The organism is Tateyamaria sp., assembly GCF_059783535.1.
In genome coordinates, this window is record NZ_JBYNDP010000019.1 from 16455 (window position 1) to 43083 (window position 26629).

The 26629-nt window shown below is 57.3% G+C and carries 27 protein-coding genes, 2 tRNA genes and 1 pseudogene; 13 read left to right on the plus strand and 17 right to left on the minus strand.

The features are described from left to right. Window positions 1–458: BtpA/SgcQ family protein (locus AC6RA8_RS06115; RefSeq protein ID WP_500351265.1), on the minus strand; the 458-nt coding region annotated here is incomplete at its 3' end. 94 nt (window positions 459–552) lie between these two features. Between AC6RA8_RS06115 and AC6RA8_RS06120 the strand changes: the two genes are divergently transcribed. Continuing rightward, window positions 553–1581, plus strand: a complete 1029-nt coding sequence (locus AC6RA8_RS06120) for an aldo/keto reductase (protein WP_500351267.1) — start codon at window positions 553–555, stop codon at window positions 1579–1581. Further along, on the plus strand, window positions 1578–2420 hold the full coding sequence (locus AC6RA8_RS06125) for an amidohydrolase family protein (protein ID WP_500351268.1): 843 nt from the start codon (window positions 1578–1580) through the stop codon (window positions 2418–2420). Before AC6RA8_RS06120 ends, AC6RA8_RS06125 begins: the two co-directional genes overlap by 4 nt. On the opposite strand, the gene AC6RA8_RS06130 is transcribed toward AC6RA8_RS06125, so the two are convergent. The 3 genes from AC6RA8_RS06130 to AC6RA8_RS06140 form a co-directional block, all read right to left on the minus strand. Next, complete coding sequence (locus tag AC6RA8_RS06130) at window positions 2405–3250, minus strand: PfkB family carbohydrate kinase (RefSeq protein WP_500351270.1); 846 nt, start codon at window positions 3248–3250, stop codon at window positions 2405–2407. The two genes, AC6RA8_RS06125 and AC6RA8_RS06130, sit on opposite strands and share 16 nt — an antisense overlap. After that, window positions 3247–4236: a sugar phosphate isomerase/epimerase family protein gene (locus tag AC6RA8_RS06135; RefSeq protein ID WP_500351271.1), complete on the minus strand. Its 990-nt coding sequence runs from the start codon at window positions 4234–4236 to the stop codon at window positions 3247–3249. The genes AC6RA8_RS06130 and AC6RA8_RS06135 overlap by 4 nt, the downstream gene beginning before the upstream one ends. Before the next feature lie 107 nt (window positions 4237–4343). Continuing rightward, entirely contained in the window at window positions 4344–5162 is an 819-nt protein-coding gene (locus tag AC6RA8_RS06140) for a DUF2189 domain-containing protein (RefSeq protein WP_500351273.1), read from the minus strand. A 1355-nt stretch (window positions 5163–6517) separates the two neighbouring features. On the opposite strand from AC6RA8_RS06140, the gene AC6RA8_RS06145 reads away from it, so the two are divergent. From AC6RA8_RS06145 to AC6RA8_RS06160, 4 genes are all read left to right on the plus strand, one after another. Then, window positions 6518–7267, plus strand: coding sequence for an agmatine deiminase family protein (locus AC6RA8_RS06145; RefSeq protein WP_500351303.1), 750 nt, complete (start codon window positions 6518–6520; stop codon window positions 7265–7267). Window positions 7268–7614: 347 nt separating this feature from the next. Further along, window positions 7615–8634, plus strand: a complete 1020-nt coding sequence (locus AC6RA8_RS06150; RefSeq protein WP_500351275.1) for a Hint domain-containing protein — start codon at window positions 7615–7617, stop codon at window positions 8632–8634. Continuing rightward, window positions 8628–8840 carry a hypothetical protein gene (locus tag AC6RA8_RS06155; protein ID WP_500351276.1) on the plus strand — a complete coding sequence of 71 codons (213 nt, stop codon included), beginning with the start codon at window positions 8628–8630 and terminating at the stop codon, window positions 8838–8840. Before AC6RA8_RS06150 ends, AC6RA8_RS06155 begins: the two co-directional genes overlap by 7 nt. Before the next feature lie 207 nt (window positions 8841–9047). After that, window positions 9048–9350: a hypothetical protein gene (locus AC6RA8_RS06160; RefSeq protein ID WP_500351277.1), complete on the plus strand. Its 303-nt coding sequence runs from the start codon at window positions 9048–9050 to the stop codon at window positions 9348–9350. Between the two features lie 75 nt (window positions 9351–9425). Here AC6RA8_RS06160 and AC6RA8_RS06165 read toward each other — a convergent pair whose 3' ends face one another. Further along, window positions 9426–10856, minus strand: coding sequence for an HTTM domain-containing protein (locus AC6RA8_RS06165; protein WP_500351278.1), 1431 nt, complete (start codon window positions 10854–10856; stop codon window positions 9426–9428). Window positions 10857–10973: 117 nt separating this feature from the next. On the opposite strand from AC6RA8_RS06165, the gene AC6RA8_RS06170 reads away from it, so the two are divergent. Continuing rightward, the gene (locus AC6RA8_RS06170; RefSeq protein ID WP_500351280.1) at window positions 10974–11357 is read left to right on the plus strand and encodes a DCC1-like thiol-disulfide oxidoreductase family protein; all 384 of its coding nucleotides are present in this window, start codon (window positions 10974–10976) and stop codon (window positions 11355–11357) included. Here AC6RA8_RS06170 and AC6RA8_RS06175 read toward each other — a convergent pair. Continuing rightward, window positions 11347–12075 (minus strand): hypothetical protein, encoded by a 729-nt coding sequence (locus tag AC6RA8_RS06175; RefSeq protein WP_500351282.1) that lies wholly within the window; start codon window positions 12073–12075, stop codon window positions 11347–11349. The genes AC6RA8_RS06170 and AC6RA8_RS06175 overlap by 11 nt on opposite strands. Beyond that, a complete protein-coding gene (locus tag AC6RA8_RS06180) occupies window positions 12072–12617 on the minus strand; it encodes an RNA polymerase sigma factor (RefSeq protein WP_500351284.1) in 546 nt (181 codons plus the stop codon). Before AC6RA8_RS06180 ends, AC6RA8_RS06175 begins: the two co-directional genes overlap by 4 nt. A gap of 79 nt (window positions 12618–12696) precedes the next feature. Between AC6RA8_RS06180 and AC6RA8_RS06185 the strand changes: the two genes are divergently transcribed. Both AC6RA8_RS06185 and AC6RA8_RS06190 read left to right on the plus strand, forming a co-directional pair. Continuing rightward, on the plus strand, window positions 12697–13989 hold the full coding sequence (locus AC6RA8_RS06185; protein ID WP_500351286.1) for a S8 family serine peptidase: 1293 nt from the start codon (window positions 12697–12699) through the stop codon (window positions 13987–13989). Window positions 13990–14292: 303 nt separating this feature from the next. Then, a complete protein-coding gene (locus tag AC6RA8_RS06190) occupies window positions 14293–15024 on the plus strand; it encodes a hydroxymethylglutaryl-CoA lyase-like TIM-barrel protein (protein ID WP_500351287.1) in 732 nt (243 codons plus the stop codon). A 77-nt stretch (window positions 15025–15101) separates the two neighbouring features. Here AC6RA8_RS06190 and AC6RA8_RS06195 read toward each other — a convergent pair. The 6 genes and pseudogenes from AC6RA8_RS06195 to AC6RA8_RS06220 form a co-directional block, all read right to left on the minus strand. Continuing rightward, a pseudogene (locus AC6RA8_RS06195) lies at window positions 15102–15437 on the minus strand (sodium:calcium antiporter); the annotation flags it as partial. Continuing rightward, complete coding sequence (locus AC6RA8_RS06200; protein WP_500351288.1) at window positions 15437–16036, minus strand: histidine phosphatase family protein; 600 nt, start codon at window positions 16034–16036, stop codon at window positions 15437–15439. The gene AC6RA8_RS06200 and the pseudogene AC6RA8_RS06195, both read right to left, overlap by 1 nt. Further along, entirely contained in the window at window positions 16036–17094 is a 1059-nt protein-coding gene (locus AC6RA8_RS06205; RefSeq protein WP_500351289.1) for an ABC transporter ATP-binding protein, read from the minus strand. Before AC6RA8_RS06205 ends, AC6RA8_RS06200 begins: the two co-directional genes overlap by 1 nt. A gap of 9 nt (window positions 17095–17103) precedes the next feature. Further along, window positions 17104–18849, minus strand: coding sequence for an ABC transporter permease (locus AC6RA8_RS06210; protein ID WP_500351290.1), 1746 nt, complete (start codon window positions 18847–18849; stop codon window positions 17104–17106). An 81-nt stretch (window positions 18850–18930) separates the two neighbouring features. Beyond that, entirely contained in the window at window positions 18931–20052 is a 1122-nt protein-coding gene (locus AC6RA8_RS06215) for an ABC transporter substrate-binding protein (protein ID WP_500351291.1), read from the minus strand. Window positions 20053–20075: 23 nt separating this feature from the next. Next, a complete protein-coding gene (locus AC6RA8_RS06220) occupies window positions 20076–20912 on the minus strand; it encodes a MurR/RpiR family transcriptional regulator (protein ID WP_500351293.1) in 837 nt (278 codons plus the stop codon). A gap of 233 nt (window positions 20913–21145) precedes the next feature. Between AC6RA8_RS06220 and AC6RA8_RS06225 the strand changes: the two genes are divergently transcribed. Beyond that, on the plus strand, window positions 21146–21436 hold the full coding sequence (locus AC6RA8_RS06225; RefSeq protein ID WP_500351295.1) for a beta family protein: 291 nt from the start codon (window positions 21146–21148) through the stop codon (window positions 21434–21436). 112 nt (window positions 21437–21548) lie between these two features. Here the strand turns inward: AC6RA8_RS06225 and AC6RA8_RS06230 are convergent. Beyond that, window positions 21549–21623: transfer RNA gene (locus AC6RA8_RS06230), tRNA-Asn, on the minus strand. A 70-nt stretch (window positions 21624–21693) separates the two neighbouring features. Further along, window positions 21694–22614 carry an MBL fold metallo-hydrolase gene (locus tag AC6RA8_RS06235; protein WP_500351296.1) on the minus strand — a complete coding sequence of 307 codons (921 nt, stop codon included), beginning with the start codon at window positions 22612–22614 and terminating at the stop codon, window positions 21694–21696. Between the two features lie 43 nt (window positions 22615–22657). Here AC6RA8_RS06235 and AC6RA8_RS06240 point away from each other — a divergent pair, with 43 nt between their 5' ends. After that, window positions 22658–23977 (plus strand): ATP-binding protein, encoded by a 1320-nt coding sequence (locus AC6RA8_RS06240; RefSeq protein WP_500351304.1) that lies wholly within the window; start codon window positions 22658–22660, stop codon window positions 23975–23977. A 75-nt stretch (window positions 23978–24052) separates the two neighbouring features. Beyond that, window positions 24053–24499, plus strand: a complete 447-nt coding sequence (locus tag AC6RA8_RS06245; RefSeq protein WP_500351298.1) for a PaaI family thioesterase — start codon at window positions 24053–24055, stop codon at window positions 24497–24499. Between the two features lie 8 nt (window positions 24500–24507). On the opposite strand, the gene AC6RA8_RS06250 is transcribed toward AC6RA8_RS06245, so the two are convergent. Both AC6RA8_RS06250 and AC6RA8_RS06255 read right to left on the minus strand, forming a co-directional pair. Next, window positions 24508–24584: transfer RNA gene (locus tag AC6RA8_RS06250), tRNA-Ile, on the minus strand. Window positions 24585–24636: 52 nt separating this feature from the next. Next, a complete protein-coding gene (locus AC6RA8_RS06255; RefSeq protein WP_500351300.1) occupies window positions 24637–25728 on the minus strand; it encodes a hypothetical protein in 1092 nt (363 codons plus the stop codon). A gap of 191 nt (window positions 25729–25919) precedes the next feature. Here AC6RA8_RS06255 and purM point away from each other — a divergent pair. Continuing rightward, the coding region (gene purM, locus AC6RA8_RS06260) for a phosphoribosylformylglycinamidine cyclo-ligase (protein ID WP_500351302.1) at window positions 25920–26629 on the plus strand (710 nt) is incomplete at its 3' end.

Consider the following 26629-nt stretch of genomic DNA (forward strand, 5'->3'; position numbering starts at 1 on the left):
TAAAGCATGGCCATATCCGGCCGTCCCAAGCGATCGCGGTAGCGCATGGCTTTGCCAGCGTCCGGCGTCCAAGGGCCCATGTCCGAGGCATAGGTGCCCGTGAATATCTCGCGCACGAAATCGGCACCTGTTGCCACGCCCAGTGCAATCGTTGCCATGGGATCCCAAAGCATGTTGACGCCAAAAGGCACTTTGATCTCGGGCTTCAACTGACCGATGAGGTGCGCCATTGCGGCGGTTGAGGCGGTGTCGACCTGAAACTCGTACGGGCGGTCATTTTCGTTGCCGAACATCACTGCATCAAAGCCCGCGTCCTGCAGCGCCGCGAGATCGGCACGGGCTGTGGCCAATAGATCAACGGATGGATCGTGAAGAGGTGCACCCGGCAACGCACCGATGTGCACCATCCCGATGACTGGCTTGGTTGCGCCGAACACCCGGGCAAAATTCTCCGTCATCCGCAGTCCTCCCCCGCCGACTTTAGGAATAGCGGGCTGTTCAGGCAAAAAGAAACTGCGCTAAGGTCAGGGTAGCAGGATGGGGGTGATGGTGATGGATCTGAAAACGCGACATTGGGACCGCATCAACAACGGGGGTCTGACGTTTACTGAACTGGGGTTCGGAACTGCGCCGCTGGGCAATCTGTACAAGGCCATCAGCGACGATGACGCGCGTGCTACCCTCGATGCGGCGTGGGACAACGGTGTGCGGTACTTCGACACCGCGCCGCTGTACGGGCTGGGGCTGTCCGAAACTCGACTGAACCCTTTTCTGCGTGGCAAACCGCGCAATGATTATGTGCTGTCGACCAAGGTTGGGCGGCTGATCAAACCGTGCGCGCCTGAACACCGGACGGGGGTTGGAAAATGGTTCGATGTTCCGATGCGGCGCGAGCACTATGACTATTCCTACGATGGTGTCATGCGCTCTTTCGAGCACTCGTTTTCGCGCCTTGGCGTGGATCGGATCGACATCCTTTATGTTCACGACCTCTGCATCTTTACCCATGGTTCCAAAGAAGTGTCGGACATGCGGATCGAAGAATTCTTTGGCGGACGCGGCTACGACGCGATGGTGTCGTTGCGCGATCAAGGGCTGATCACAGCGATCGGGGGCGGGATCAACGAGTGGGAAGTCTGCCAGACGCTGGCCGAGCGGGGGGACTTTGACCTTTTTCTGCTGGCTGGGCGCTACACGCTGCTAGAACAGACGGCCCTCGACAGTTTTTTGCCGCTTTGCGAGTCGCGCGGGATCGGGATTGTCACTGGCGGACCGTATAACTCCGGCATTCTTGCCACCGGCGCCCGCAAAGGGGCGTGGTACAACTACGATCCTGCCCCACCGGATGTCATCGACCGCGTGAACGCGATTGAGCGGGTCTGCCAGGCGCATAACGTGAGGTTGGTCGATGCGGCGTTCCAATTCCCACTGTTGCACCCTGCGCATGTCACGGTCATCCCCGGTGGGCAGGGCGTGTCAGAAATGAAGAGCAATCTGGCAGCGGCACGCGCGGAGATCCCGCCCGCGCTCTGGGCCGACTTGAAGTCCGAAGGCCTGATGCGGGAGGACGCGCCCACGTGAAGATCGATGCCCACCATCATCTCTGGCAACCGGCGCGCGGTGACTATGACTGGATGCCCAAGGACAACGCGACCCTGAACCGTGCCTATGCCCCTCGGGACCTCGCGCCGCATGTAGATCACCTGAGCATTGACGGCACTGTCATCGTGCAAGCGGCGGCCAGCGTGGAAGAGACCGAATACATGTTGGGCCTTGCCGATGCCACGCCTTGGATCAAGGGCGTGGTCGGTTGGATCGACTTTGAGGACCCCAGCCATCTACACCATTTGACGCGGCTGGCATCCCACCCGAAATTCCGTGGCGTGCGCCCGATGATCCAGGACATCCCGGATGTGAACTGGATGTTGCGAGACGACGTGCAATGGGCCTATCGCGCGCTGATCGATCTGGACCTGACCTTTGACGCGCTTGGATTTCCGCAACACATCTCGAATTTCATGACTTTGGTGACACGGTATCCAGAGATGCGGGTTGTCTATGACCACTGCATGAAGCCGCAGATCCGTGACCAGCAAGCTGGCCAGGATGCTTTTACCGAATGGGCGGATGGGATGACCAAGTTGGCCGACCAGACGACCGGTTGTGTCAAGTTTTCGGCCCTCGTGACCGAAGCTGACGATGGGTGGGGGATTGAGGACATTCGTCCCTTTGCTCACCATATCCTGAACGCATTCGGACCAGAGCGGGTGATTTGGGGATCGGACTGGCCCGTATGTCGCTTACAAGCCGAGTATGATGCTTGGCACGCCATCGCGCAGGAGCTGACTGCGCATTTGTCTGACGCTGATCGCGCTTGGATTTTTGGTGGAACGGCGGCGCGGTTCTATCGGTTGAGTTGATCCGCTTGGAACGCTTGGACTGCGTTCGGCGTGATGCTGTCGCGTTCATCAACCGGTTTCGAAACGTGTAGTGCCGCCGCCGCTTGCGCAAAGGCGATGGCGTCAGTCATGGATGTGCCAACCGCGACTTGTGCTGCCAATGCGCCCACAAACATGTCGCCCGCGCCGTGGGTCGAGGTCACATTGACCGCATGGGCAGGGTAGGTGGTCCCATGAAACGAGACCCCACCTGCGCCCAATGTCCGTAGCATAGGCGTGTCTGACGTGGCTTTGGCGTAGAATTCGGCTTCGACCTGGTTCACGATCAGCAGGTCGATCGCGTCCGCCAGTGAGGGTGACAAAGTACGTGCGGGGGCTGCGTTGAGCCATACCGAGACACCCCGTTGCACCGCTTGCTGTGCCACCGCCAGATTCACTGCTTCGGGAATTTCGTTTTGAAGGAGCACCAGCTTTGTGCCGTCCGGCAGTGTGATGGCTTTGGGATCAATGCGCAGATTGGCTGCCGAGACGATAACGGCGCCATAGTCACCATCGTCATTGACGATGGCGGCGCTCATGCCGCTGGCGCCCCCGCCCAACTGGAGTTGGTCGATATTGACCCCCGCGGCCAGCAGCGCGTCTCGGATCATGTCTCCGAAGCGGTCACTGCCAATGCGGCCGGAAAAATGCACATCAGCCCCCATGCGGGACGCGGCCACGGCCTGATTTCCTCCCTTGCCGCCGAACACGTAGCTCACGGCGGAGCCGGTCACCGTCTCGTCCAGCCGGGGCAAATCCGGCGCGCGCAGCACCACGTCAAGATGCAGCGAACCGGCAACAAAAACACTCACGGGAGCATCGCCGCCTGTACAAGACGCATTGCAGTGGGTGCGTCCTGATTTGCGATTGCGCGTTGCAAGTCGGAGTTTGTGACAAGACCGGCAGCCACCCCTCGCAGACGTTCAACCACCTCGATATTCGTCCGGGCTTCGGCCACTGGGTCGAGGCCGGAATGGTCGGGAAACGTGTCAAAATAGATCGCGCCATCATATCCCGCGCGCTCGAGTTCAACCAGCAATTCGACCGTCTGAATCGGGTGGACGGCACCAACCATCAGACCGTTGTCCCACTTTCCGTAGCCATCATTCAGATGAACGCCCAGGATGCGTGAATGCCGACCGACAAGAGCGGCGGCGTAGGCCGGCATTTCATCGGCATAAAGCACATGTGCAAAGTCCAAGGTCACGCCGGTGTTGGGTCTGTTCAGTTCATTCAGTGCCAACAGGGTTGTTGCCGCATCCGGCATCACGGCAAAGGCCCGGGGTTCGTTGGGCTTGTACTCAAGAGCGATATCGATGGCCGGATTGTGGTCGGCCACTTCGGCCATGGCCTCAAGTGTCGCGTCCCAGGCACGTGCGTAGTCCATTTGAAATGAGTAATCGAACCCATCTTGCCCCATCCAAAGGGTCATCAGGGTGCCGCCCATCTGGGCGAGCGCATCCAAACCCCGCTTGGTTTCGTCGATCGCGGCCTGACGTACGGACGCGTCTGGGTTGGTGAAGGCACCCAGCTTGTACCGAGGATCGGTGTAATACCGCATGGCGACACCGTTCAGCACCATGCCGTTGTCCTGCAGTGCCAAGCTGAGCTCTGCCGGAGTGTCATCCACAAAGTGATCTGGGAAATTCAGGTCAGCCGCCGTCAAGCCTGCCGTAGCTGCGCGTGCAAGCAGGTCGGCGGTGGTGACAGTGTTTTTCTGGGGCCAGTATGCGCTTGCCCCAATCTTGAAAGCGTTCAGACGTGCGGCGTATCTCGTTCGGTGACTTTGGTTTTCCATACGCACAACGATACGGTGTCCCGTGTTGAAATCACAATACGGCTATGGGGATGTCGGGGTTCGTTGCGGTCGCTTGGCAACGTACTTCCGGGGTGTGGCTTAAACTATCATCCTTCCACCGGTGGTACCGCCCGTTGATAGAGGTGCCATGTGGTGTGGCCAAGGATTGGCAGGGTGAAGATCAGGCCCAGAAACGCCGGTACCATCGACAGCAGCATGGTAACCGAGATGATTGTGGCCCATGTGAGCATGATCACCGGGTTTTCCGTGACAACCCGAACGGAGGTGATCATTGCGGTTACGAAATCGGTGTCCCGTTCGAGCAGCATAGGCATCGCGACGACGGTCACCGAGAACAGGACAATCGACAGGAATGCGCCGACACACGTGCCAATCGCAAGGAAGGTCCAGCCCTCTGGTGTGAAGAAGACCGTGTTCACGAACCCGTCGAAATCCGAGAAGGATGAATCCTGCAGGACGATCACCAGCACGGTTCGGAACTGATACACCCACACCCAAAAAATGAACAGCGTGGTAAAGGCCATCCAACCCATCTGCCGCCTGCGTTGATTGGCCATAACGGTGAGGATTTCAGACCAGCCGAAACTCTGCCCCTTCTGCAAACGGCGGGACATTTCATAAAGCCCGGCGGCGGCAAATGGCGCGACGAGGGGAAAGCCGACAGCGGCGGGAATGATCATCCAAATCTTGCCGAGCGAGACAAGGCACCAAACGAACAGAATACCGAAAAGCGCATAGAACAGTCCGAAGAAGCCGCTCATCAAGGGCCGCTCCACAAAGTCGGCAAAGCCGGCCTTGAGCGAAGCGGTGATATCGTCCGTAATCACCTTGTTGACCCTGAGTGGGACCTGGTGCTGCGGCACCGGATTGCCTGATTGTGTGGACCTTTCTGTCTTGGATGCCATATCACACTCCTCCAAAACTATGGCGCTGCGCGGATCCGCCTGTCGGCGGATCCTTCGGTGAAACAGACATCTCATCTTAACATACGAATTGGCATCAGGAGAGATATTCGACCGGGACGGGCGTGGGATGGCGCTGTTTCGCGTTAGGTGACTTCGAGCAACTTGGGATTTGCGCACGCCCCAAACGGTAGGTCCGCAGGGCCGCGTTGCAGCCTGCTTGACTTGAGTTGACCAACAGGAACGGGCCGCTCTGTTCGCGCTTTCTTACTTATTGTGACCCGGATGCTGCGCTTGCTCCGATGATCAAGTTGCGTCTACCTTGATCGGTGCTATGCCAAGAATGAATGGCTGCGCTAGAGCCAATGCGCTTAACAAATGGGTTTTGCGGGGCAGCTTTGCGTGGTGAATTGATTCATGCGCTTTGATATCTCGCCAGCTGGAACATACGGTGCAAGATTTGAACACAAATAGTCTGTGTGTGGCGCGAGCTGATCAAGGAATGCAATTGACCGGCCTTCCTCAACCGTCAGCATTTTTTCGGCTAAGTACAACAAGTGATCAACGTGAGCGACATAATCTCGACCGCACCAAGGTGCAGGCGTCTACTGGGCGCGCAAATTGCGGTTGTGACGCTGCCAATGCAAGATTTGCCCTATAGGTTTCACGGGTCGACTGCTGGCGTTGAGCAAGGCCATTGTGATCGAGTTGGATCTTGGCCCGGACAAGGGCTGCAATGGCGACACAGGCAGTAATGACGGTGGCGAAAGCCTCAATGGCTTCAGCGTGTCTTGACTACCATCCCATCGTTCTGACCTTTCCAAACAGAGGCTTGCGAGCGTATTTTTGAACTTGCCTAGAGAAAATCTCTTTGTGATTTCGACCTTTAAGTTGTCCGCGCTGGTTTGACCACAAGCCCTTGCTGGTCGATGACAATCCTGGGAACGAAGTCCAAGCCTAAATGTGCCGACAAGCCTGTTGTTTGCTTTCGACCACGCCAAAAGTGTCCATACAGGTCAAGATATCGACCACCGATTTTGTTTGGAGACGCCATGAACCACAGGAAGTTGTTATCGAGTGGCGGAGCAATCGCTGCAATTGGCCTTATGGGGAGCTCAAAAGCCATGGCGCGATCAGGCTTTCGCGTTCCTCCTGAAGAAGCGCCTCATTAGCGCACCTTCATGCAGTGGCCGGTCAACCGCCGTGTCCACCGCGACGCATGTTTTTGGACATGACCCAGCAGAAAATCGCTGACATTGTCAATGCTATTTCTGAGTTTGAGCCGGTTGCGATGCTTGCGGCTGCAACGGATCATGCAAGCGCGCGCCAAGTTGTTGGCCAATGTGTAGCTGTGGGACATCCCGACAGAAGACCTTTGGTGCCGGGATGCCGGACCGATTTTTGCGGTAGATGACACAGGCAAGCTCGCCGTCACCCACATCCATTTCAACGGATGGGGTGAGAAGCAGGTAAACCGTGGTGACAGCCAGATTGCAGCACAGCTTGGATTAAAGCTGATCCCCTCAGGCCTGCGCGGCGAAGGCGGCGGCGTCGAGCACGATGGTCATGGCCCTTTGATGACCCATGAAAGCAGCCGGGTGAACGACAATAGAAACCCTGGCCTGTCCCGAGACGAAATCGAAACACGTTTGTTGGCAGCTTACGGTGCCGATCGGATGATCTGGTCTGACGGTCTTTGGGGTGAAGATATCACCGACTACCATATCGACAGCCTTGCGCGATTTACTGGGCCGGGTAGTGTCCTGATCAATCTGCCAGATGAGCCAGACATGAATGATCCCTTCCATGTTGCGGCATTGGAAACCCATGACACACTCGTCGGAGAGGGGATGAAAGTCGAGGTTATTCCTGAGCTACACAAGCGTCGTGTGAAGCGCCGCGACTTCGTTGCATCCTACGCCAACTGCTACGCTGGCAATGGTGCTGTCATCACCGCCCAATTTGGAGATGAGGAAACGGATCAAATCGCCAAAGACTCTTTGGCGCTTCACTACCCCGGTCGGGAAATCGTGATGCTCAACTTAGATCCATTGGGCGAACTGAGTGGTGGTGTTCATTGCGCTACGCAACAAATGCCAGCGGTCTGAAAAATCGATGATCGCTGAGGAAGAAGCAATCATTCAAGCGAAGAATGCAAATGTCGGTTTTGTCCCGCCAAGGGGGGGATTCACGGTGCGGATCGCCAATGACGACTTGAGCTAATCGGGTCGGAGTGATCAACAGAACTTCAAAACCATAACAGTCGCCCGGCTGCGCTAGCCGTGTATTGCATGTTGTTTCACGATTGCGATGCCTGATGTAGTCTATCGCTTGAAGTCGCCATGTTGATCCAAAACAGGGGCACACGATCTTTAAACGCGGGCACTGTCTCACTAATTTGGACAGTAGTGACATGACCGATTGAACCGACGTTTCGACGGGAGCCAGCGGTGCAATGGCTACGTTTATCATCGTATCAGAAGACAAAGACTCGCTTGGTCTTGGGGAGATCAGCGCAGGCGATGACATTCAGGTAAATGAAGGAGACATCTTTGTTATCTCGCTGACAGCAGACGAGGATGTAACCTTCGAGAGCTCGGGCGGCGCAAGCACCAACTTCACCGTCGAGTTCGGTGAAAGCAACCCGAACAATCTGGAGATCAAGATAGAGGAAGGGCTCACTCCCTCCATTTCCATCGCCGACAATGCCAACCTGTCAGACGTCACGATTGATGCCGACAAAGCTGACGCGGGCAATCTTTCTATCGGTGGCGGTGTGACACTCTGGGAATTCAAAGGATCGAAAGACGGCAATAATATCATCGACATCGGTAATGACTTCACGACGCCATCGGAATTGACGGCTGGTGACGGTGACAATCAGATCACGATAGGTGACCGCGCCGACATCAAAGACATCGAAATGGGCGATGGCAATGACACCATCACAATCGGAGACGATTTTATCGGCGAGAAGATCAAGACGGCTGCCGGAGACGACACTATCCGCGTTGGCGCGAATGCAGATATTGACGAAATCGACGGTGGAAAAGGGAACGATGTTCTCAATACCCAGTCTCCTGGCATCGATAGCAAAAACATCGAAACCATAAATGTGGTGTGTTTCGTCCGGGGGACGCGAATAAAAACGGACCGTGGCGACGTCTGTATCGAGCACCTTCGCGAAGGTAACCTGGTTGTGACTGCGGACCACGGATTGCAGCCCATTCGATGGATTGGATCATCCGTCGTGAGCGGTTGGGAGGACCTGGCACCGATCCTGATCCCCCAAAATACTCTGGCAAACACGCGCGACCTTCGTGTGTCGCCACAACATCGAATGCTGATCAAACACCCACGTGCGCAGCTTCTTTTTGAGACGCCGGAGGTGTTGGTGCCTGCCAAACACCTTATCGGCAAGGCTTCGATCCGTAGTGATCCATTTGACAACGTCCAAAATACTTTCATATGCTAATTGACCGCCATGAGATTGTTTTCTGCGAAGGCGCTGCAAGTGAGAGTTTCCACCCGGGTGTCGTTGGGATGGAAAGTTTTAGTCGACGGGTTCAGGAAGAAACCTTCGCGATTTTTCCGGAACTGCGGGTTGGGACCAAAAGTTATGGTGCCGCAGCAAGGCGCAGCCTCAAACGACATGAAGCCGTCATCTTGCATGAGTTCTGACCGGAAACTGAAACTTCTTTCAGAACGCAATCGTTCGTTTGAAGAACAATAGCGTCCGGGATGTCGCGGTGTGGGGCAGGGCGCTTTGCGGCTCAACACCACACAGATTGACGGAGCATTCAAACAGCTTGGAATAAACGCCAATCAGGCTTCGTAGACCTTTCGAGAACAGGTTTGCCCTGTTCACAAAACAGAAAGGAGAAGATCATGATGAAGACTGTTTTTGTTGCCTTTGGCACAAGTATCGCCTTGGGCATGTTCTCGGCTCCGGCGGCCATGGCGGACGATCTTGATGACGGATTTCGCATCATCCAAGATATCTTCACTGTGCATCACCCGAACCGCATTCTTGTTTGCGATTATGATGATGACGATGATGGTGGGCAAAGGTGCTACTATGTCCGCCGGGGCCATACAATCTATAGAGACTATGATGACGACGATGGTCATTGGCATAGGTACGACGACGACGATGATGATGGCGGAGGTTGGGGCGACGATGACGACTGACCCCAAGACCAAAGAACTCAAAAGGGCCCGGATCGAAAAACCGGGCCCTTTCATTTTGTCTCAATCAAGGTAGTCCTAGTTGGTTTCTGGCAAAGAATGCCCCTGCAAGGGAAGAAACGGGTACGCCTCCGGCATCCGGCCTCGTGGTGCGCGGAGTTGATTGGGCAGGATCCATGGATTGGGCCGCGCCCATTCCCATCTGATCGCTGTCAGGTCCTGATCGGGATCCGTGAATTGCTGCTTAGCCCGCCCGTTCAGTGACTTTTGAACATCGGCATAGACAGCCACATCCGGATAACCGCGTTCGGCCCATGCAGCCTCAAGCACTTGGGCAAAATCGTAGGTTATGTCGGGGCGGCCCAATACGTTTCTTGCCTGGCGGAAATTCATGACCTCATAGGGGTCGATCTCCCATGTCTCGCTGCCGTCAGCGGCAATGATGCGGAACACGCCTTCGCTCTTCCGATCATAGATGCGCATCCGCCACGAGAACCGATGACCATCGCCGCTCCAACCCACAAGGTTACTAAAGAGGACCTGACGTTGGGGTGCGACGATCTGCACAGCGAACCACAAGGTCAACGCAGCAAGGCCGACCGGTGCAAGGCGGAAACTGGCACTTGGAAGTGGCGGCAGTGCAGGGAGTGTCTCGAACCGCCCCAGAAGCGCACGCAGAAGGCGTTGCGGCCAGTCAGGTGCGAAAAATATCGTTGAGAGCGCCAGCGTGATCCAAGGAAAGATACCGATGTTGAAAAGTTGTGCGTTCGACCAATGGAAGAAGGCATACACAATAAACACGGAGAGCCGGGTGCGGTGCCAAAGCAATAGGGGTGCGCCGACGACATGCAGGACAATCACGCCCCAAGATGCCAAAATGAAGGAGACATCGTACTGAAAGAGCGCTCCGAAGAACACCTCGTCTTGCTTCCCCGTGAGCCACGTTCGTAAAGGCTCACCTCGCAGCCAGTCATCGGTGATCTTAACAACACCCGCATAAATCAGGATAATCTCAAGCTGGAGCTTGAGCGCGGCAACCGGCCAACGTGGGATCACAACGCTGCGTAAATGCGGCCAAAGCCAAGCATCAAAAGAGAATGCCCGATGTGCTGGCATGAAACAGAGCAGTATCCCAAACAGGATGACCATGTAGTTGTGGTTTAGGTACTGGGTGCGGTCCAGCAGAAAGAAGTAAGCAAAGATGCCGGTAAGCGCGACGATGGAAACGCGGTAGAACGCGCCGAGTGCAACCAGCAAACCGAAAAGCCCAACCCCGCCCCACAGGATGTGAACCCAGGGTTCTGGAAGGGTTTGAACAAAGTCGAAGAAGGGGAAATTGAAATCAGGTTCGACGTAGTACCGTGTGATCCGGTCATACTTGACATATCGCCACCAGTCCCAAGCCAGGATCAAACCAAAGGCAATCCGGATGACAACAAGCGATTGGATACTTGTTGGCGTTTCAAGATAAGTGCGGAGCCTCGGCAAAACCGTTGAAAACCTGGTCATCTAGCCCTCCATCGAAATGCGATTCAGGGGGAATACGGACCGAAGTGGCTTCGTATTCCATCATACCGCGCACGCAACTCGTCTTGCCGCACACAAGTTTGCCGGTATCTAATGAAGATGACCATGCCTGAACACATCCGGATCATTTATGACGGCGACTGCCCGTTCTGCTCTGCATATGTGAAAATGGTGCGTCTGCGTGAAGCTGTGGGCACCATCGAACTGATTGATGCCCGTTCGGATCATGAAGTCATCGACCGGATCAAAGCGGCCAACCTGAACCTTGATCGGGGCATGGTTGTTGAAATGGGTGGGCAATTGCAGCATGGAGAGGCCGCAATGACCGCTCTGGCCATGATGACCACTCAAAGTGGTCTGTTTAACCGGATCATGCGGTTGATGTTTTCCCGGCCGCCAATCGCCCGCATTCTCTATCCGCCGCTGGTGGCGGGGCGTGCCTTGACACTACGCCTATTGGGGCGCCGCAAGATTAACTACTAGCACCGGACAGCCGCTTGGCTTCTTCCTCTACCGACATAACGGGACCGGCTTCTGTGTTCCGCATCCAGGCTTCCAGAACTTCAAGCGCGCTGGCAGGAGCAAATTGCGTTTCATCGGGCAATTCGACTGCCGCAGCGAAACGCAACTCCCACCCGGTTTCTGTGCGACATCCGACGCCAATCAGATCTGACCTGTCTTCAAGTCTCGCTTCAAACTCCCGGCAAAAAGCGCCATCAGCCGCTTCGAACGATGCGATAAGCCGTGTATCGATGCCATCGCTCTCGACGCTTGTTCCGGATGCTGCGGTCTCCAGCGTTGCGACAACGGGCGCAAGATCAAATGCGGCGGGATCACTTTCGGTCGGGTCAAGCAGGAATGTACCAAGGCCCACACCCAGCAATAGGCTCGCAGCGATAGTACCCAGCCAAGCGGATCGCACCGGCCAACCCATTGGCCTTATAGGAACTATCTTGTTGTCACCCGAATCCGTTACCGTGTGTTCCGATGCGGCAATAGTTGACCTGATACGCTCCTTCAAAGCCTCAGGCACCGCCTCTAAAGGCATGGCGTTCTGCGCAAGCTCTGTACTGCGGACAAACGCGTCCAACCGCGCCCTCAGATCCGGGTCATGCATCACAGCTGCCGCCACCCGCGCATGTTCAGCACCCGCCAAAGCACCATCGGCATAGGCCATCAGATCTTCGTCCGAGACTGTCATTGCGAAGGTGTCTCCGTCTTACCATTCGTGTGTTTGGCATACGTAGCAGCTGTGGGGGTTATTCCAACAGCTGCTGCAAGGGCCAGACGGCCCCGCGCAAGACGTGACATGACGGTACCAATCGCGATGTTCAGAACGTCGGCGGCTTCGCGGTAGCTCAAGCCTTCGACACAGACCAGAACGACTACGTCACGCTGCCCGTCTGGCAACGTTTGGATCGCCTCCAATGTCTGACGGACCTCCAGTCTTAGCTCAGGGCTGGCTGCATTGTCTGAAATAAATTGTGTCGTATCATCGATGTGGACATGCGGACCGCGTGCGCTTTGTCTGCGCATCTCATCAATCCAGGTGTTTCGCAGAATGCGCAGAAGCCAAGGCGCAAGCTTCTTGGTTGGGTCATATTGCTGACTTTGCTTCAAAGCCTTCTCGACCGTGATTTGCACCAAATCATCAGCAAGATCCGGCTGCCTTGTCAGCGAAATCGCATATCTGCGCAGGTTTGGGAGGAGATCTAAGACCTCGTTGATGAAGCGGTCTTGCATCGAAAAACCTAATTCGAAGGAATTCTTGGAATAAGTCTGCGTGCTTTACGTAATCTAGGTGAAGCAAAGAGGTAAAACCATGTCCTACAGCGTATACCTGCCGATCCGAGTTCTCTTGCTGGCCGCAATTCTTGGCCTTTCTCCCCTTTCGCATCTACTGCCAGGTGGGCCCAACTTGGCTTACGCAGATAACGACGATGACAATGATGATGACGACGATGACGGGGGGCGCCGTTTCTCTTCAGATGACGATGATGATGATGACGGAGGCCTAGCGCCTGTAGCGACCTCAAGCCCGAACCGCGCGCCTGATGAAATCATTGCTGCAGATCTTTCTGACGCCGATCTGGCCCTACTTCTTGGTGAAGGGTTTGAGCTGTTACAGCAAATCGATGCCACTCCGACACTCGTCCGCCTGCGCATCCCACAAGCCCTGACACTGGATGCTGCACGCGTCCGTGTTCGCGCATTGCCCACAGGCTTGTCCGCCGACTTCAATCACTACTACCGAGGATCGCAAGGCACCTGTGATAGTCCAGAATGTCCAGCCCTGGAACTCATTGGATATCCAAAGGCAGGGATATGTGCACTGACTGATGTGCGTATCGGTATGGTCGATACGGGCATCAACACCGGACATGAGGTGTTTAGTGGCAGTGACCTGACAGTTCACCGCATTTCCGACGAACGCCTCGACCCATCGCGTGCTATCCACGGCACCTCAGTCGCGGCCATCCTGATCGGCGCACCGGACAGCCGGTCGCCCGGGCTGCTGCCGGATGCCACTCTACTGGCGGTCGACGCTTTCTACCGCGCTGGCGCGGATGAAAGAGCAGACGCGTTTTCAGTGGCGGCTGGCATCGACTGGCTTCGCGTTCGTGACATTGACGTTCTCAACCTCTCTCTTTTCGGGTCCGAGAACATCGTTTTGAAAGAGGCCATCGACCGCATCGTGATCGAAGATGTTCTGGTCATCGCAGCGGCTGGAAACAATGGCCCGCGCAGTGCACCAGCCTTTCCGGCAGCCTACAACACGACCGTTGCTGTTACCGCAGTGGACGCACGCGGTTCCGTCTACCGCCGCGCAAGTCAGGGTACGCATATCGATCTTGCAGCACCTGGTGTCGATGTCTGGACGGCTGCATCCATATCCGGTGCGCGCTGGAAAACCGGAACATCCTTTGCAGCCCCATTTGTCACCGCGGCGGCAGCATTGTCACGGGATGCACAACCTGACAGCACTGCCGCAGAAATTCGAGAGCAACTGATGAGTTCTGCGCGCGATCTTGGAGCTCCGGGCCGAGACGAGGTGTTCGGAGCCGGGCTTCTGAACATGGGAGAGACCTGCGGCGTGGTCAAGACGGAAGGATAGCGACCACGACCGGGGTGTGACGCGGATTTCGAACGCTACGTGAAGCGCGACTAACGTGTTTATGAACGGGAAATAAATCCCGCATTAAGGGAAAATTTTGCCCTTCTGTGAATGGATTTCCCGTTCTATGCAAGTTGCAGGAACAGACAGTTTGACCTCGGAACCCGGCCACACTTCAGGCTGCAGGCATGACTAAAGAAGCGATGGCATCGCTTGTCCGCTAAACATCTCTTTTGTCTTTCCGTTACTGCAGCCCGTGAATTTTGAACTGTATCGCAATCAATCAACGAAGGAAGGTAAGAGATGACGATCTTTGAGACCACCTTACGCGATGGAGAGCAGCAGGCGTTCCTTCATTTTTCGGCAAAGCAGAAGGGCAAGCTTGCGGTCTTGTTGGAACAGCTTGGCGTGGATGTGATCGACGCCGGTTTTCCTGCAGCTTCGGATGTGGATCGGGACGGCGTGACCGAGATCGCCAGTGAGACCGATGCCGTTACGCTGAGCGTTCTGACAAGGCCGATCAAGAAAGACATCAGACGTGCATATCAAGCATTGAAAGGTGCCGAGCATCGATCCCGGATTGGAACATCGGCGCGTCCGTTCGATCTTCTGTCGACGTCTGAAGGCTCGGCGGGTCGCGCCCGGCAAAAGACCATCGAAAGGTCTTGCGATCTGATGACGGAGGCGCGCACCTACTTTCCTGAAGCGCAGTGCTATCTGGTTTGTGCGGGCAATCGCGATCTCTCGTTCCTGGCGGACCTGAGTGCATCTGCTGTCGATGCGGGGGCTACGCATATTGTCGTAGCCGATACACTAAGCACGACTGAGCCAAGTGGTTTTGGTAAGATCGTGAGCCGTATCAAGTCCGCCTTGCTGCCGGAGGTCACTTTAGGCGTCCATTGCCATAACTTGCTGGGCTTAAGCCTTGCCAATTCGATTGCCGGGGTCAGAGCGGGTGCGTCGCAGGTCGAGGTGACGATTGGAAACACCGGCGATGGCGGCGGCAATACGGCCTTGGAGCAAATGCTGGCATGAGTAGCCATGCCTAAAAGCAGCAGTGTTGCATCGGCCCGCGAAACAACCGCATCTTGGGCAACAACGCCGAAGGACAGCGCCGCCAACAGCATTGCACCGCCATCAACGCGCAAGATATCCGAGGCAATGGCAAGCGGTGTGATCAGGGCCGCAAGCGCCAGCACGAGAAGCAGGTTCGCGATATTACTTCCGACAACGTTACCAACGGCCACATCAGGCGCTGCCGCCAGCATGGCCTGTATCGCGACGACCAACTCCGGTGCAGACGTGCCAAATCCCATGACCACAAAGGCCACGATGACGGGCGGTATCTTGAATTCCACAGCAAGCCGTTCGATACCGTCAACCAGCCAATCCCCGCCATAGAACAGGAGCGTTCCGCCAAGGGCCAGAAACAGCAGGGGCAGACCCACTAGTCCGGCGCCCCGAAATCAAGATTGTCGGGGCGGTAGTTGAACAACTCAATCCGGGGTGGCTTGCCGTTGCCCAATCGCAGCGCTGTCAGGCTTGCGGGTGCAACGGGTATGATATGCGCGGGCTGAAGCCCGACATAGCGTTGCAGGAGGGCCCGGATGACGCCGCCATGGCACACCACCAAGAGGTTTTCGCAAGGCGTGCGGCGCTCATCCTCGATCACGTCGCTGACGCGGTCTGTAAAATCAGCCCATGCCTCGCCACCGGGTGGCGCAACGGTGCCCGCCCGCCAGCCCTGATAGCTGTCTTCGTCTTCCTTGCGAATGTCTGCTATGGCGCGGCCAGTCCAATCGCCGACATCAATTTCCCGCAGCCCTTTTGAAAGGCGTGGGGCATCAACACCAAGGTGCTGACTGGTCTGATGCACGCGCTTGAGATCAGAGGAAACGGTGCGGCAAGGCGCGATGCCTTCGATCACGGGGCGCAAGGTATCTGCCTGTGACTTACCAAGCTCCGACAGACCAATGTCAGCCTGTCCCTGAAGACGGCGGGCGGCATTCCATTCTGATTGCCCGTGGCGGACCAGTAGCAGGCGCATCAGCCGATCCTCGTGCCGTCGGGGGCAAACCAACTGTCCGGTTCGCTGGGCAGGTGGAACTGCACGGTCTCACCGATCCGAACCGAAGGAGCGTGATCGACAATGGCGGTCAAGCGCAGCCCGTCGCGCAGCCCGGTGACCATGGTGCGTCCCGCGATGGTGCTGGTCTCAACCAATTCCATGGGCAGAGTGGTGTCGCCTGCCTGATCGCTCACTGTCATATTCTCGGCCCGGAACATCGCCATGCAGTCATCCGCAGGCGGCGAAAAGGCCATGTGACGACCCCCGACCTTGAACCCCGTACCATTTTTGATCACGGGCACCATGTTGTTTGGCGGTGTTCCGACAAAGGTGGCGACAAAGGCGGTTTCGGGCCGGTTGATCAGGTCGGCTGGTGCGCCGAATTGCTGCACGCGGCCCTTATCCATAACCGCGACATGGGTGGCCATGGTCATCGCTTCGATCTGGTCGTGAGTGACGTAGACGGTTGTTGCTCCGGTGGCGCGGTGCAGGCGCATGAGTTCGGTCCGCATCTCGACCCTGAGTTTCGCGTCGAGGTTTGAAAGCGGCTCGTCAAACAGCAGGACGGAGGGCCGTGGCGCAATGGTGCGGGCGATGGCGACGCGCTGTTGTTGCCCGCCCGAAATCTCGTTGGGGTACCGGTCGGCAAGGCTTGCGATGTCCAGCAGGTCCAGGACCTCGCGCACCCGTTCTGCCCGTTCGGCCTTGGGCATCGACATGACCTTCAGCGGCCAGTCCACGTTTCCCCGCACCGACATATGGGGCCAGAGCGCGTAGGACTGAAATACGAGGCCCGAGTTCCGCTTGGCGGGATCGACGGCCCAGCCACGGTCGCCATCCGACACCGTCTGGCCATCAAAGATGATCTGCCCTTCGGATGGCAATTCCAAGCCGGCGAGCATGCGCAAAAGCGTGGTTTTGCCACAACCCGATGGGCCAAGAAGGACAAGGAACGCGCCATCCGGTACAGAGATCGAGACGCTCTTGACTGCCTCAATCGTGCCGAAGCGTTTGGTGAGATTGCGTATTTCCAGCATGAGAGACCTTTAGTTTTGCAGCCAGGGCTGGGATTTGGATTGCAGCCTGCTGGCAAGCAGGCTCGCGGCAATAGAGACAAACAGGATCACAACGGTGATGGCATTGGCGAATTGCCCAAAGCCTTCGGAGGCGTAGCGGTAGGCAACCACGGACAGGACCGGCATGGTTGGCGTAAACAGCAGCACCACCAGCGACAGGTCGCGGACGATTTTGACAAAGATCAGGATACCGCCCGCCATCAGCCCCCGGATGGCCAGCGGGACGATGATTGCGCTGAGGCGGCGGGCGAACCCGGCACCAGTCATGCGGGCGCTCTCCTCAAGCTCACCGCCCACCTGTTGGATGACAGCCCGCCCTGTCTGCACCGAAAACGGCAGCAGGTAAGCAGTGGCGGCAATGACCAGCAGCGCGAAGGTGCCGTAGAGTGCAGGAAAGGGCCCAATCGGGGCGCCGAGATAGCCAATGTAAGCCGCGCCAAAGGCAATGCCGGGCACCAGAAGGGGCAGAAAGCTGACTTGTGTGATCGCTGCGGACATCCACCCTTCGCGGTAGCGGGCCGTGGTGTAGGAGGCGAGCAAACCCACAAACATGCCTGTGAAGGCCACTGCCACGCCCAGACCGAGGGTGATCGTAAGTGCACGTACAATGTCCGCGTTATGCGCGATCCCGGGAATGCCCTGGGCAAAGCTCCGATCACTTTGACCAATCCAGTAGTGCAGCGTCCAGTCCGAAAAGAGGTTGGCGGAGGACGGTGCGAGGCTGGAGGCGACAAGAACGACCACAGGCACCACTGTGGCCGCCACCAAGATCACCATCGCGATGGCAAAGAGAGGCCAGCGCACCCCGCGCAGATCAAACCGTTTGGCGCGCCCACCCTTGCCGGTGATCGTGGCGTAGGACCGGCGACCGGACACCAACCGGTTGCCTGCCCAAAGGAAGGCCGCCGAAATCAGCACCAAGAGGATGCCGATCACATAACCGCGCCCGACCTGGCCCACTTCGATCATTCCAAACAGCCGGGTCGAAAGCGTTTGCATCCGCACCGGCAACCCAAGAAGCGCAGGTGTAGCGAAGTTTGACACGGCCCCGGCAAAGCAAAGTGATCCGGCGGCAACAAGCGCGGGCATGGTCACCGGCAGGACGATGCCCATCAGAATGCGCCGCCCTTTTGCGCCCGCGATTTGTGCGGCTTCGACAAGGTCAGAGTTCACGGTTGCCAAAGCCGCTGCGATGATGGTGAAGGCCAGGCTGAAATAGTGCAGCGTCAGCACGATCAGGGTGGGCACAATGCCCCAGGCCAGCCAATCCGGGATGTCGACGCCCATGCCCTGCACCCATCCCACTTGCCCACCAACCCGGTCATTGCGGAACAATGCGCCCCACGCCAGTGCCGCTGCAAAGGATGGGATCATGAAGGGCAGGGTCGCCATCACGCCGATGGTCTTGCGAAACGGGACATTGGTCATCACCACGAGCCAAGCCAGAAAGCCACCCAGCAGGATGCAACCCGCGCTTACGATCACACCGATCAACAGCGTGTTGCCCAAGGGCTTATAAAACAGGTTTGTGGACAGACGCCCGCTCAGCACATCGCTCCAAGCGCGGATCGTGTCAGGCTGCAGCGTGAAGAGCACAGTGCGGATCAAGGGCAGAACGATCAGCGCGATCAGGATCGCCAAGACCACTGTTTTGAGCACCGTGCCCGGTCCGAACAGCACGCGCCGTCCTTGTCCACTTATGGATGTGTCCGCCATCAAGGTCATCCTTGCAGTCTTGGATTAAATCGGTGCGGGGGCTGGTGTGTGGTCACGCCAGCTCCCGCCGCAAAGCAAGCGCTATTGCAGAGTCAGAACGAGATCACCGACGTCGGCGCGGATCGTCGCTGTTTCGGCTGGGGCGATCCGCCATGCGGTGAAGTCGTCAAGCGGCACCGCATCCGGGTGAGGGGGGATATCGGTTCGGGTAACGTAGTCTCCGGCCACGTAGAAGGGGGCAAGGCCGGGGCCGCCGGTCTCACTCTCATCTCCCATCAGGAAATCGATGACCAAGCGGGCGGCTGCGGGGTTCTGCGGCTCGGAGGCGAGGGCGAGTACGGCGGGAAAGATGATGCCCGGTGCGGGTGCGACGCTGTTGGCAACTTGCAGTGCCCAGCCTTCATCCGCATTGTCGCGGCGGTCGGAATAGCTTGTGAAGCCCACCGGCGGGTTGTCCTGCCCGATTGCACCCACGGCGACGTTCACGTCATCGGTTGACCCAACAAGGATCAGATCGTTCTCAAACAGGTCGATGATAAAGCGCTCACCGGCATTGGCCGCACCATCCAGATCAATGGCCTGTCCGAAATGCGCCTCGTATGCGGCGGTCATCTCGTCCGCGCGCAGCACGATCTCGGTCATCAGATCGAGGTAGTCGCCACGTTGAAGCGGATCCACCATGACAACGCGCCCCCGCCAATCATCCGTCGTCAAAGCCCACAAGTTGTCGATGGGCGCGCCGTCTGGGTTGAATTCTTCGTTATACATCAGGACCTTGGTGGACAGCCGCTGTGCCAAGAGCGGGCTGCGGTATTCTTCCGGCACACGGTCGGCCACACGTGGCGGCACGTAGGGCGCAATGATCCCCGTCTCCAGAAGCTCGGTCAAAACAACCGGTGTGTCCGAGATGTAGATGACATCGGCATTTGTCACGCCCGCCTGTGCTTCGGCCTTCAGGCGCGCGATCTGCTCGGTCGATGAAATGTCGAAGCCTTGCAAATCAATGTCCGGATACGCCTCTTCAAAGGCGGCTTCGACCCGGCCAATTCGGCTGGTGAAGGAGTAGACGACGACCGCTCCTTCTTCCTGCGCGCGCGGCAACAAGTCCTGCGGCGTCATGTTGTCGATGTGCCCATCAGCCATCGCGGCAGTAGACAAAAAGATACCTATCGCGCCGAGGCGCGTTGCAGTCAGTCGTTTCATGTTTTGCTCCCGTGGGCCCTAGATCATTCGAACCGCTCGATCAGCTGGCCCAGCCGGTCGAGTTTCTTCAGCGTCTCCTCTTTCGCTGTAAGACCTGCCGCAATCACGATGGCGTTGCAGACCGTCATCGGAACGATCAATGTCTGGAATGCGTCCGGATCACCTGATCGCGGTGCGGCAAGTAGGTAGTCGGGTCTGGGCGCGAGAAGTGCGCCGGATTTTCCCGAAATCACAACCATCTTCGCGCCGGCCTCCTGGGCAACTTCCACCAGCGCGGAATATCCCCGGGGTTGTCGACGAAACGCAAAGCTCAGCACCACATCACCGGGGCCAATGCCCAACAGCTGTTCAGCCAGCCCGCGCGGATCCAACAGAAGATGCTGGACATCCTTGCCGAAACGGCGAAAGCGCTTGACCATCATCAATGCCAGGATTTCAGCGTTGCCGTAGCCATAGACAAAGATGCGTCGTGCGCCCATCAACAAACCCGCCACTTCGGCAATCTGATCGGCGTTGATGAACTCCTCGATCCGTCCAAGCGCCTGGGCCTCGTCCAGCGCCAGCTTGCCCAGAATCGTTTCCGGCGTGTTTGTCGTGATGGTCTTTTCAAACCGGGTTGCGGTCTCATGCGTTGCGATGAATTCGTCACGCAGGGCATCGCGAAATGACGCGTAGCCATCAAACCCAAGTTTTTTGGCAAGACGCGATGCGGTTGCTTCATGCACCCCAACGGCACGCGCCAGTTCGCCAGCCGTCCCGAGGGCTGCAGCGGTCGGCTTCTCTATGACCGTTTCCACGAGCCGACGTTCACTTGGCGTCAAGCTCGGCGCCTGATCTGATATCTTGTCAATAAGGGACATGTTAGTCTTCCAAAGACCGCCGTGCATCAGTTCTTGCACGATTCTTTTATTTTTGCAAGTTTACTTGCATGGCGCTCTGCAGGCCTTCGTGAGCGATTATGTCAGTTGACGAGGTTGCCGCTTCGAATAGTTGATGGTCACGCCTTAGCCTACGGTGACTTCGGCGCTGATTGTCGGCGGATGGTGTTCCCAACAAGAAAGGATGGCAAACGACCGAGGCGCACCTGTGTTAAATGGGCAACACCCATACATTGGTTGTACGGGGCAGCGATACAGGGGCTTTCACGCCGACCATGTGCGAGGTGTGTAAGCAGATCATGAAGAGCAAGGAGTATTGTGGTAGGAGCTTTTTCCCAGCTGACGACTATATCTGGCTGAATGCGAAATGGGTGACCGGGACCTGTGGGGACGCGTCGGGTTGGCGAGAACTAAATACCGCTCACCACCTGGTAAGGATCGTTAAAGACCTTGGCACCATGTTGGGGATTAGTTTCGAGGGCGATACAGTAGCTGAATACTCCTAACAAGGGAACCTGTTCTAAGCCCGATCAGTTCGCTTCATGGTCGATCACTGTACTTATTCTGCACTCGGCCTCGAGGTGCTCCAAGAAAATAAGCCTATGTGCTTGATTATTTTGGCTCCGGCGGTAGGGATCGAACCTACGACCAATTGATTAACAGTCAACTGCTCTACCGCTGAGCTACGCCGGAACGGTTCGCGCCGTATAGCAAGGCCGATTCAGGTCGTCCAGAGGGTTTTGTGGGCCGGCGAACAAAAAATTCAAACTCCACCGATGCGCACAAAATGAGCGTCATGTGCCAATGGATCGTGGGCTTCGATTTCTGATCGCCCCAACAGGTCGATCAGATGCGCCAATACGTTGCGCGTGGCAGCAGGCAAGAGAGCCTTAGGCGTATCCACATAGACTTGTTGGGCGATCTTCGCTGCGGTGGTGGGTCCTTGGTCGAGGGTTGCGAGAATGGCGGCTTCTCGGCTGCGGCGATGCGCGATCAACCACTCCAGCCGTGCTGTCGGGTCAGTCACCGGCCCTCCGTGCCCGGGATAGAAAACACGCCAACGTTTCCTGCGCAGCTTTTCGCAGGAGGCCATGAAATCTGTCAGGTCGCCGTCAGGGGGAGACACCAGCGAACTGGCCCACCCCATGACGTGATCCGCCGTCAGGCACGCGTCGCCAAACCCAAGGCAGATATGATTGCCGAGATGCCCGGGTGTGTGAATGACCTCAAGTTGCCAATCCGGCCCCTTTATCACATCTCCGTCGCGTAGTCGGGTGTTGGGCGCAAAGGAGGTATCAATGCCTTCTCCTCCGCCCGCAAGCCCGTTGTCTGCAAGTCTCTGCATGACGCTGCTTCGTCCTTCCATGGCCGTTCCAAACGCAAGCACAGGTGCACCGGTCGCGTCGGAAAGAGGGCGCGCCAAAGGGGAATGATCCAGATGTGCATGTGTCACGATGATATGAGAGACATGCTGTTCTGAACCGATCGCTCTCATGATCGCCTCAAGGTGCGCTGCGCTGTCCGGGCCCGGGTCGATGACCGCCAGACCGGTCGTGCCGACGAGGTAAGTGTTTGTACCTCGATAGGTCATCGGAGATGGATTCGGTGCCACTATGCGCCGCATCCCGGGTTCCAGTACCTCGGAGACACCAATGGGTGGGTCAAAATCGTCTGGCGGCAACATGGTGGTCTTTCGTCCGGGATCACGGCTCGCTAAGGTTTACGCCATGTCCTTTGCCTGGCTCAAACATTATATGCCCCGTGGCATTTACGCGCGCGCAGCATTGATCCTTCTGCTGCCGGTTGTTGTGGTGCAGCTTGTCGTGTCCGTCCTTTTTGCCCAGCGTCATTTCGAAGGTGTGACGGTGCAGATGGCTGACACGGTCGAGCGCGAGATAAACTTGGTATTGAACGTTTTGTCGGATCTTCCAGGTGATGCCGATGTGACGCAGGCTGTGTTCGAGGCAGCCGGTCCGCTGGACATGGTTGTTCAGCGTATTCCGGAGGAGGCATTGGATGTGCCCAACCGACGCGATTGGGATGACTTTTCCGGGCGTGTCGTGATCCGACGTTTGGGGGAGACGATCCCTGCGATCCGTTCCTTTGACCTGTCCGGAAGCGGCTCGGTCCAGATCGCAGCCGACAGCGGGGCCGGGCCCGTTTCCATTTCATTTGACAGACGCCGCGTTTCGGCCCGTAACCCGCACCAATTGCTGGTCTACATGGTCTTCTTCTCGGTTCTTACGACCTTTGTGTCGTTCATTTATTTGCGCAATCAATTGCGCCCGATCCGGAGGCTTGCACGTGCCGCCGAAGCGTTTGGCCGGGGACGTCATCTGGCCTACGTACCGGCGGGCGCCACTGAATTGCGGGCTGCGGGCACTGCTTTTGTTGATATGCGCAACAGGATCGAACGGCAGATGGAGACACGGACACTCATGTTGTCAGGTGTCAGCCACGATTTGCGCACACCTTTGACGCGGATGCGATTGGCCCTTTCGATGGTTGATGATGACACGCGCGAAACGCTGGAAGCCGATGTCGACGACATGCAGAACATGATCGACGCGTTTCTTGACTTCGCGAAGGGCGATGGAGAAAGCGAGCCGGAGGCGGTAGATCCAATTGCACTGGCTCAAACACTTGTCGAAGATGCGCAGCGGGGTGATCAACCGGTGGCATTGCACGAGGTGAGCGGGCAGGGCACCGTTATGCTGCGCCCGATAGCGATGCGTAGGGCGCTTGGTAACCTGATCAGCAACGCGGTGCGCTATGGCAGGCGCGCCGAGGTCAGCGTGACACTGACCGAAAAGTCGCTGCGTTTCCGGGTTGAAGACGATGGCCCAGGCATTCCGGAAGACCGCCGGGCCGATGCGCAGCGCCCATTTACCCGTCTTGATCCCTCACGAAATCAGGACAAAGGCGGTAGCGTCGGGCTTGGATTAGCCATTGCCACCGACATTGCACGCGCGCATGGCGGCGTTTTGCGCCTGGGCGAAAGCGAGCGACTGGGCGGCCTACGAGCTGATATCGTCATTGCACGCTGACATGCCGCTGCGGCACGCTTGCCGCGCGGGACGGATCGGTTTTACTGGCGGCACAGCACAGCAGGAGCGCCTGAAATGACACCCTACGACATGATCCGCGACCAACTTGGCAAAGCCGTTCCCTTTGCGAACCATGTGGGGGTCGAATTGCTCGAAGTTGGCGACGGTGTTGGTGTTGCGGCGCTGGACCAACGACCCGAAACATCCAACCACATCCAGACCCAGCATGCAGGTGCCATGTTTACATTGGGCGAGGCTGCATCCGGTGCTGCCCTTGCCGGTGCCTTTGGTCCAATGATCTTTCAGGCACGGCCCGTCGCGTCCGGCGCCAAGATCTCTTACGTCAAGATCGCAAAGGGACGGCTTGAGGCACACGCCAAAACCGAACGCCCGGGTCCTGAGCTCGTCAAGGAGTTGCAAGAGGTGGGCAAGACGGCCTTCGATATCAACGTTGATATCCGCGACGCCGATGGCGATACCGTTGTCACAATGACGGTTGGCTGGCACGTCCGAAAAGCATGAAAGGCGGCTGGTAGGCCCGGCAGGACTTGAACCCGCAACCAAAGCGTTATGAGCGCTCTGCTCTAACCAATTGAGCTACAGGCCCGCCTGGTCCCGGGGATAGCATTGCCACCCCGGGTGTCAAGACGAACAAAGCCTTAGAACCGGTAGCGCGCGCCGATGAATACTGCGTCAATGTCCTGGAAAGATTCCGTTGTCGTTTCTGCCTGGAAAGTGCGGACTCCTGCGTAGACTTCGGTATTGATGGGATCAATCCGCTGCACCGCAAAAATACTATAGCTTTGATAGCTGCTGCCGTTCACCGCCTGATCCGTGCCATCATAATAGTCGACCGCGAATGATGTGCTGCCCCATGGCAACAGGTCTTTCTTTTGATACCCGAGCTTGAGGTAGTTGAAACCGGGATCCTCGCGACCTGTCTGGTTCAAATCGTCCGAGCCTGAGGCAAAGGTCACGTTCAGCCCAGTTGGATCATGGAACGCTGACACCGATCCAGCGATACGGTCGGTTTCATCCAGTTGGGCGTATGTGATGCCGCTGCGCACCAGGAAATCCCCGAACTTACCATTGTATCGCAACGCAACGTCGTTCTGGCTGTCTTCACCGATCGATGCTGACACGACAAAGCCGCCACCGAAGGTGGGCGTATCATAGCGGAAGCGTTCAATCCGCGTGATGCCGTCAAAGTTTGAGAACAGCGACCCTACCGTGTTGCCCGAGAAGCCGCCGGCAGACGTTCGGAAAATCTGACCACCAGCGATCAGGCCCACGGCCGAGTTGTTGCCGATGAAGGTGCCGGACAGGTCAATCTCAGTGATCCCATTCGATGCTGCATCGCCCTGACCGTAGGCGAAGTTACCGTAGGGGGTGTTGGTAAACAGTTCGAACTTGCGCTCGTTCGACACGGAAGAGCTGATATCTGAATTCAGCTGGCTGACGCCGTTTGATGTAGAGAACTCGAATTCGTACTCGACCAATGCACCGACCACATAGTTGCCAAAGCTGTAAGCGGCCCTCGCCGTCAATCGTGTTGATGAATTGTCATTGTCGACAAAGAACTCGTTGCTCTCCACTCCGTCATCCGTGAACAGAAAAGCACGGTTGATTTGACCGCCGAGCGTGAAGGAAAACCCTCCATCCTCAACGTCCACAATCTCGGCCTGTGCGGGGGACACCGAAAGCGAGAGCGCCGTCAGGGATGATCCAATGAGAAGGCGGTGAAACGTCATGGCGATGTCCTTTGAGTGGTTGCTGTAAGAACTTTGTCACGTTCTCACCGCCTCGAATATGAGGTGTCACGAGAGGGTGACGCGCTGTGAGGGACGCGTGAAACGCGGCGCAGCGGCGCATAACCGCATTTCCTTTTGCAACGCCACCTGTCTTCACGTTAAGGGGCAGGCGAGCCCCGGGGAGATTGAGAATGACCACGAACAAGAACGGACTGACCTATGCGCAGGCGGGCGTCGACATCGATGCCGGTAACGCTCTGGTCGAGCGGATCAAACCGGCTGCCGCAGCCACGAAACGGGCAGGGGTTGCGTCCGGGTTGGGCGGGTTCGGAGGACTGTTCGATCTAAAGGCCGCCGGTTTTGTCGACCCGGTGCTGGTGGCCGCCACAGATGGTGTCGGGACCAAGTTGCGGATCGCCATCGATACCGGAAACGTGGACGGTGTGGGTGTCGATCTGGTGGCAATGTGCGTCAATGATCTGGTCTGTCAGGGCGCGGAACCGCTGTTCTTCCTGGATTACTTCGCCACTGGCAAGTTAGAACTTGATCAAGCAGCGCGCATCATTGAGGGGATCGCACGGGGGTGCGAGGCTTCAGGATGCGCATTGATCGGTGGTGAGACCGCAGAGATGCCGGGCATGTATCCTGCCGGTGACTTTGATCTTGCCGGTTTCTCTGTCGGCGCGATGGAGCGAGGCACGGCTCTGCCGGCGGGCGTGGCTGAGGGCGATGTGCTTTTGGGTCTTGCCTCGGACGGTGTGCATTCCAACGGCTATTCGCTGGTCCGAAAGATCGTCGAAACCTCGGGACTTGGCTGGGACGATGCCTGCCCATGGGGCGAAGGCAGTCTGGGTGCGGCGCTGCTGACGCCCACGCGGCTTTATGTCAAGGCGGCGCTGGC